This is a genomic window from Capnocytophaga sp. G1920 (assembly GCF_051417515.1).
This window is the reverse complement of the sequence record NZ_JBPRKH010000013.1, coordinates 86,943-94,200: the sequence shown is the minus strand read 5'-3', so window position 1 is coordinate 94,200 and position 7,258 is coordinate 86,943. Positions and strand designations below refer to the sequence as shown.

Here is a 7,258-nt window from a genome sequence, read left to right as displayed (position 1 = left end):
AATAAAATGTAAAAGTCTATGACACTGATAGAAATGTTATCTAGTATAGAGGATACTAGAAAAAGACGCGGTATCCGCCATAAAATGCCTAACTTCCTGATTATGTGCCTAACAGCAATAATGTCAGGTTATACTGGTTATCGAGAAATAGGCCGTTTCCTCAAAGAAAACCAATGGGAGTTTAAAAAGTATCTAACTTTCTGTAAAGTACCTACATATGGCTCTATTAGAAGGATATTTATGGAAATTGATTTTGATGATTTTGCCCAAAAATTCAATCAGTGGACTGCCCAATTTTTACCAATGTGTCAAGGTGAAACACTTGCTGTTGATGGAAAGGCTATTGCAGGAACTATTAAAGACACTCAAAATAACTATCAGAATTTTGTTTCATTGATAAGTGTTTTTGCTTCACAAAGAGGCATTGTATTAGCTTGTGATAAATTAGAGAACAAAAAAGAATCTGAAATTTATACCGTTCAAAGACTCTTACAAGCCTTAGACATTCAAGGTGAAATAATCACTTTAGATGCCTTACATTGTCAAAAAAACTCTTGAAACTATTATAAAGTCAAAAAATGACTACATAGTACAAGTAAAAGGTAATCAAAAAAAGCTTTTTGAGCAAATAAAAGCAAATGTTGCTACAAAAAAGTATTTAATGCACACTTACCAAGAGTGTTCTTTGCTAAGAGGTCGTGATGAATTGCGTATTACCAAAGTTTATAAAAATTTAGAGGGTATTTCTCCTGAATGGTTTGGTATAAAGCGAATTATAGAAACAACACGTTATGTCAAAACAAAGAAAGGTCAGACAATAGAGATAGTTTACCATATTAGCAGTGTAGCTAAGAATAAGGCTGATTTCTTTGCTAATCACATACGTTCTCATTGGGGTATAGAAAATCGTTTGCACTGGGTGAAAGATGTACAAATGAAAGAGGACAAGAGTAAGACTAAATCAGGTAATGCTCCTGAGAATCTTTCAATAATGAGAAATATATCAATTAACCTATTTCGTCTTAATGGAAAAGACTCTATCAAGTCAGCTATGGAATGGAGTATCATTAATTTCAAAGAACTTATGAATTTAATATATTATAAATCAAACATTTGTAACTCTATGTAACAGCCCTGCTCGGAGAGGGGGAATGTGGAGACGGAAAAAGGAAGAAATGACGAGTGACAAATGAGGAGAATGACAAGGGTAATGGGATAAATATTCTTAGAATATTAGCTCATTTCAATAAATTGTTGTACTTTTGCACCCTAAAAACAACAACTTAAAGAGAATTCTGCAAATAAATATGAAAAATAAAATCTTTACTTTTGTATTTTCTTTATTAATCATCACAACAACTCTCACTGCCCAAGAACTGCTACCGCTTCCTTTGCGTCAGAAAGAGGAGCTGAAAGCGCGTTCGTGGGTACGCGAAACGCCTTTTGAGCAAGTGATAGTAAAAGAGATAGGCAATCGCATCAGTGCGCTGAGTGTAAACCCTAAAAATAGCAGTGAGTTTATAGTTGCTCCAGAAAACGGAGGCGTATGGCTTACCCAAAATGGCGGGGAAACCTACCAAGTACTATGCTCAACCCTCCCTACACAAAGTATCACAGCACTGGCGGTAGATTGGCAATCGGGGACTTTGGCGGTGGCGACCCCTTATGGCGTTTTTATCTCTACCGATAAAGGCAAAACAACTGACTTTAAGGGATTAGGAGGAATGCAACGCATTAGTAGTTTGTATATCAACCCTACTAACCCCCAAGAACTTGTGGTAGGAGTATTGGGTAACCCTTATAAAGCCGATGAAAAACGCGGTATCTTCAAAACTACCGATGGCGGAAAAACGTGGCAACAAAAACTATTTGTAAGCACTCGTGCGGGTATTACGCAAATTACTGCTTCGCCCGATGGAGCAATGCTTTTGGCTGTATCGTGGGAAGTGAATAACAGTCAGTGGGACAGTGCTCCTTATGGCAGTAATAGTGCTATTTACAAGAGTGCTGATAAAGGCAATACGTGGACGAAAATCACGGTGAACAACGGATTTCTCAAAGGGAATAACATTGGCAAGATAGGGGTGAGTTGCTTTAACAGTCAGACTTATTATGCGATAGTAGATAATCGCAACGCCAAAAAGAAAGAGAGTATTAACACTGTACAGAAAGTAGTGCGCATTCATCTTTCCGCTCAAGATTTTGATGTGATGAGCAAAGCCGATTTCCTCGCGTTAGATAACAACCGTTTAAATGTGTTTTTGCACAATATAGGTCAGGACGAGAAATATACAGCTCAGAATCTCAAAGATATGATAGCTGCAGAGGTAACCTTTCCTGCTAAACTACTGAGTTATTTGGGTGTAAGTACCCAAGAGGTTATAGGTGCGGAAGTGTACGTAACCGAAGATGGGGGTAATTCTTGGCAAAAGACGAATATTCAGCCTCTGAATGATGTGTATTACCAAAGCGGAGAGCGTTTTGGGGGCATCGGCGTAGACCTTAGTAATAAAAAACACTTATTTATAGGAGGGTATCCCTTATTGGAATCTACCGATGGAGGCAAGACGTGGAAAAGCAAACAACCGATTTCGTTGAATAACAGCTATGAACAACTTTACTTACAACAGGGTACTCTATTTTGTACAACTCGCAGTGGATTACAGGTCTCTTACGACAATGGAAAAAGTTTTGCTTTTAAGAATGTACCACAAGCAATGGCTTTTACCCAGCTGAGTTACGACAAAGCTAACAAAACACCTTACTATGTGAGTGACCAGGTGGTATTGGCACAAAATAACAGTCATTGGAATACGTTCAGAAAAGCTATTCATTCGCTATCGTTTGGCAATGATAGCTATGCCACAGAACCTTATGGCAAGTTCTTTACTTTTTTGCCTGATAGAGACCAGCTTTTCCCATTAGGAAGTGCTTATTACGGTGAAAACAAGGCACCGTTGCGTTTTGGCAAGAATGCACCGCTACTTATTTCGCCACAAAACAAAGATATTATTTACATAGGAAGCAACAAATTGCACATTTCTATGGACAAAGGTCGGAATTGGCGGACTATTTCGGACGATGTAACCAATGGTAACAAGCAGGGCAACAAGGCATATGGTACAATTTCGGCTATAGCTGAATCGCCTTTTATGTTTGGTTTGCTTTATACGGGTAGTGACGATGGTATGATTTACACCAGCGATAACGGAGGGGTATCGTGGAAACAGATATACAACGCCTTCCCTCGTCCGCTAAAAGTGAACAACCTTATTGCCTCTAAACACCAGCGTAACCGCGTATTGGCAACCCTTATTAGTACTGATGATTCCAATATCGACCCTATTATTTTTATGAGTAATGACAATGGCAAGAGTTGGACAGATATCCATTCTAACCTACCCGATAGCAAAGTGAATGTACTCAAAGAAGACCCTAAAAACAGTCAGATTCTTTATGCAGGAACTGATAATGGGGTGTATATTTCGTTTAACTTAGGTGAAAGTTGGCAACCATTCAGCAAAGGATTGCCCGAAACAGGTGTTTACGATATTTATATAGACGAAACAAATGGCGAAATGACAGTTGCGACATTGGGACGAGGTATTTTTCGCACCTCGGTGAAGATGATGCAAGAGCTAAGAGTAGCGATTACCTCGCAAGATTTTTATCCACTTGAAACGCCTATTACGCTTCCTTATTCTGCGAATTGGGGAAATGCTAATAACGAATGGGAAGAACCTGTGAAGCCTAATGTGTATTTCTATGCTTTTGCTTCAAAGGAAAATTTATCAATACCTATAAAAGTGATGAAAGGACGTGTTACCTTGCAAACATTTACTTATAAGACAAATGTTGGGTTTAATTATATACCTTATGACTTGACGATGTCTTATGCGGGTAAGACAGCCTATGAGAAGAGTCTTCAAAAGATATTTTTACCTATTGCTACTGATGGTAAAGTATATCTACCCAAAGGACGCTACACTATTATATTTACGCTTCCTGACGGCTTTGAAGAAGAAAGAACACTTGATATATATTAGAAGGAAAGAATTTTATAAAGGGTTAAACAAAAAAGCACAGACGACTTGAGTTTATCAAGAAGTCTGTGCTTTATTTATATAACAATATGCCATTAAAAAGCTTCTATTCTGTAACTATAGCTGTAAGGCTGATACAGATACAGTAAGTATTGTTCCATTGGTAAGTTGCCCCAGCTGTTATCACCTCCCAAACCTAATTGTTGCAAGTCGATGTCTAAGTGAGTATACTTATCAGGGGTGAGTTCACCTGCGTGTGTTTGTCCTTTTTCTATACCAGGAAATAACTGTGCAGGACTATAAGGCAGGGCATTTATATTTAGTAAAGAACCTGTACTATAAATGGCAATGTTTACTCCTTTTTTCTTACTGAGCTTTGCCCAACGTACATCAGTTTTATTACCATTCTCTTGCGGACGCACATAAGGGTAATACTGGCTAGCAATAGCTCCTTCGTACAAGCCTACCATAGCCGATGTTTTCCTATCCCAATAACTTTCCCAAGGACCTCTACCATACCACTGAATACGCTGAAAAGGCAGAAGTGTAAGATGATTGCCTATCTTAAAAGTAAGCGTTTTGTCGTTATTTAGCGGTTTGAAGTGATTGCTCACCGTTACGGAAGGCTTGCCATCAAAAAGCAACTCTTGAGTATAATCAATTGTACCTTCTACCAATCGCTTGCTTAGGGTTATCTTCACTTGACCAGAGTTTAGTTTCTCTACCGATATACGGACACTATCAGCTTTTTTCTCTGCCTCTTGAAGCTGTTGCAGTTTTTTAGGTAAACCTGCCCCAAAGTCGTTATCAGTGCCAGCCCGCCATAAATTTACCTCTAAGCCTTCGGGAGCAAAGAGTTCTTCATTCTTCACTTGAAACGATACCCATTTGCCTGTTTGTTTATCTATTTTAGCTGTATAATGCTTATTATGCAATAGAATGTGACTGGTTGTTTCTTCTACCTCTAAAGGTGTCGTATCAGCAATAGCTTTTTGAGGAGTGTAGGAGGTGAGAGGAAACTCGGCAAAAGCAAGTTCTGTACCTTTCTTTAAAAGGCCTTCGTCTTGTTTGAGACGGGCGGTACATTGCAAGATATATTCTGCTTTATCGTCTGTTTTAAGAGGAGGTAGTAAAAAAGTAGCCTCGCTTTGTGGTAATACTATTAAGTTGGTAATATTACCACTTTGAACAGGCACACCTTCTTTGAGCAGTTGCCAATGTATTTCGTAGTTTGATAAATCTTTAAAGAAATGCTTGTTGTGCAACATCAGTTGGTTATTTTGATATTGAAAGCCTATTTCTTGTTGCACTTTGCGTACTTCATAGGCGTGAGGATGCCAACTTCTGTCGGAAGCTATTACTCCATTGATAAGAAAATTATTATCGCTGGGAGTATTTTTATCACCGTAATCACCCCCGTAGGTTACTAATTTCTTGCCATTAGGTAAGGTTTTATAAAGCCCTTGATCGATGAAATCCCAAATAAAACCACCTTGTAGTTTAGGATAATGCTCATACACGTCCCAATATTCTTGAAAGTTACCTACACTGTTACCCATTGCGTGAGCGTATTCACATTGCAAGAAGGGTTTAGTGTGATTGCTGAGTGCATAGTCGATAAGGAAAGGAATACGACGGTACATACGCGACTCGATATCGGTATTCCAATCGTAGTGAGCTAATTCATAGTGAATAGGGCGTGAGGGGTCTAAGCCTTTTATGTGTTGATAGCCTTTGTAGAAGTTCCAACCGTTACCAGACTCGTTGCCCATACTCCAAAACAGAACTGATGGATGGTTTTTATCGCGCTTTACCATACGTTCCATACGTAGCAAATGAGCATATTCCCACACGGGGTCATTGCCGATAGTCTTATCCATTTCATAATGCATACCGTGGCTTTCTATATTAGCCTCGTCCATTACGTAAAGACCATATTTATCGCAAAGGTCATAGAAATAAGGGTCGTTAGGGTAATGAGAAGTGCGTACAGCATTAAAGTTGAGGGCTTTCATCTGCTTTATATCGTTCTCCATCTGTTCTTGACTCACTACTTGTCCCGTATGCGGGTTGGTTTCGTGGCGGTTTACTCCTTTGAAGAGTATGCGTTTGCCGTTTACCAAAATGTTAGCACCTTCTATCTCAATCGTTCTAAAGCCTATGAGACGACTTACTACTTCTTTCACCTTTCCCTCAGCATCGTACAGCACCATTTGTAAACGGTACAGATAAGGCGTTTCGGCACTCCACGCTCTCACTTGTGGCAATTGTGCTTCGAATTGCAATTCGGTTTTACCAAAGGTTTTTTTGAGTCCGGTAGTTTCTTTTTGCTCTTGGTAGAGCAGTTGTTCTTTGTCGAACAGACTTACTTCCACTTGGTATTTAGAGGCATCGCTTGGAGTTTCGTTCCATACTTCTACCAAAGTGGTGAGTTTGCCATTGGTGTAGTTTTTATCTAAACCAGCGCTGATGCTAAGGTCGTATAAGTGCACTTTAGGTCGCATATAGAGGTAGCAATCACGAGAAATCCCGGAAAAGCGCCACATATCTTGGCATTCGAGGTAGCTTGCGTCCGTCCATCGACGCACTTCCATTGCAATGAGGTTTTTGCCCTTAGTGATATAAGGTGTAATGTCAAATTCCGAAGCCAACTTGCTGTCTTTACCCATACCCACGAACTTACCGTTTATATACAGTTTAAATGCCGATTTCACTGCTCCTAAATGTAGATATACCTTTTCTCCTTGCCAAGAAGTGGACAAATCAAAAGTTTTGCGATACAGACCGGCATTTTGTTGGAGGCTATCAGGAATATCGGGAGGAGTAGGGTTCTTTTGATTGAATTCGTAAGAAGCGTTCACGTAAATTGGAATGCCATATCCCTGTACTTCCCAATTAGAAGGTACAGGAATTTTCTTCCACTGACTTTCGTTAAAATTGGTTTTGTAGAAGTCTTTTGGCAACTGACGATAGTCTTCCTTCCAGAGAAATGACCACAAGCCATTGAGATTTAGAAAACGTGCAGATTGCTCTATCGTACCATTTTTTGCTTTAGCTATATTCTCAAACGGAAAGTAGGAGGCACGCATTGGCATTCGATTGATTTCTTGCAGTGCTGGATTTTCGAAAATGGAATCCAAGTGTTGGGCATAAGAGACTATAGTTAGAAAAAATGATATAATAATGTATAGGTAGTTTTTCATACAAATAATATG

2 protein-coding genes and 1 pseudogene are annotated in these 7,258 nt (G+C 39.2%); 2 read left to right on the top strand and 1 reads right to left on the bottom strand.

What is annotated here, in order from left to right; all coding sequences use genetic code 11:
- Positions 1-18 precede the first annotated feature (18 nt).
- Together ACSQ7D_RS08755 and ACSQ7D_RS08750 are read left to right on the top strand one after the other, a co-directional pair.
- Positions 19-1,129 (top strand): annotated as a pseudogene (locus ACSQ7D_RS08755) (ISAs1 family transposase).
- A gap of 178 nt (positions 1,130-1,307) precedes the next feature.
- Positions 1,308-4,046, top strand: coding sequence for a hypothetical protein (locus ACSQ7D_RS08750; RefSeq protein WP_437135983.1), 2,739 nt, complete (start codon positions 1,308-1,310; stop codon positions 4,044-4,046).
- A 92-nt stretch (positions 4,047-4,138) separates the two neighbouring features.
- On the opposite strand, the gene ACSQ7D_RS08745 is transcribed toward ACSQ7D_RS08750, so the two are convergent.
- Positions 4,139-7,246, bottom strand: coding sequence for a glycoside hydrolase family 2 TIM barrel-domain containing protein (locus ACSQ7D_RS08745; RefSeq protein ID WP_437135982.1), 3,108 nt, complete (start codon positions 7,244-7,246; stop codon positions 4,139-4,141).
- Between the last annotated feature and the right edge of the window lie 12 nt (positions 7,247-7,258).

Bases quoted from the DNA above. Each gene is read 5' to 3' on its own strand.
- ACSQ7D_RS08750 (WP_437135983.1), top strand. From the start codon at position 1,308: ATGAAAAATAAAATCTTTACTTTTGTATTTTCTTTATTAATCATCACA.
- ACSQ7D_RS08745 (WP_437135982.1), bottom strand. From the start codon at position 7,246: ATGAAAAACTACCTATACATTATTATATCATTTTTTCTAACTATAGTC.